The organism is Oleiphilus sp. HI0067, assembly GCF_001635735.1.
Genome location: NZ_LWFI01001423.1, coordinates 1 through 824, shown reverse-complemented (window position 1 = coordinate 824; position 824 = coordinate 1). Strand labels below are relative to the sequence as shown.

The following is an 824-nucleotide window of genomic DNA, read 5'->3' as shown; positions in this document are numbered from 1 at the left end:
TGCCCTGAAAATCGTCTTGAGCATTTTGTTGATTCATTCCAGCGCGAATTCGCTGACATGTACCCAACGCTCAAGCACAACGAAGATTTCTCAGCAGTGATCAATGAGCGCCAATATCAGCGCCTTCAAAACTACATCAAAGATGCTGAAGCAAAAGGTGCGACTGTCATTGCTTGTAATAATGCTGGCGAAGATATGGCTAGTGGTACGCGTAAAATGCCGATTTACTTAGTACTAAATCCAACGCCAGACATGCTCTGCATGCAAGACGAGATCTTTGGCCCTGTATTGCCAGTACTTACTACAAAATCTATTGAAGAAGCGATTGATATTGTCAACGATCGTCCATCACCATTAGCCTTGTACTACTTTGGCCATGACAAAGATGAGCAACGTTTTGTCTTAGATCATGTTCGATCTGGTGGCGTGTGCTTGAACGACACTTTGTCTCACTTTGCGCAAGAAGATCTTCACTTCGGTGGCGTTGGTGAATCAGGAATGGGTGCTTATCATGGCGAAGATGGTTTTGCGACCTTCTCCCACAAAAAGCCTATTTTTACGAAAGGTATTTTGAACAGTACGAAATTCGCCTACCCGCCATATGGCACAGCCATTCATAAGGCAATTTTCTCTCTATTTATGCGCTAAGCGCTCTACTGACAAAGGCACCTCTCGGGTGCCTTTGTTTTATACCCCTTCTATAATCTCTGCATTGTTTCGAATAAAAGATTTGTTTAATATTCGCTCTTTGCATTGTGCGTTCAAGACTTATACAAACCTGCTTCGAATCTAATTGAGACATTAATATGACGACGGTTATTTAC

The 824-nt window shown here is 42.6% G+C and carries 1 protein-coding gene; it reads left to right on the top strand.

The features are described 5' to 3' along the window. Positions 1–648 (top strand): aldehyde dehydrogenase family protein (locus A3739_RS23170; protein ID WP_156502784.1); only part of this gene is annotated, 648 nt, incomplete at its 5' end. Positions 649–824 lie beyond the last annotated feature (176 nt).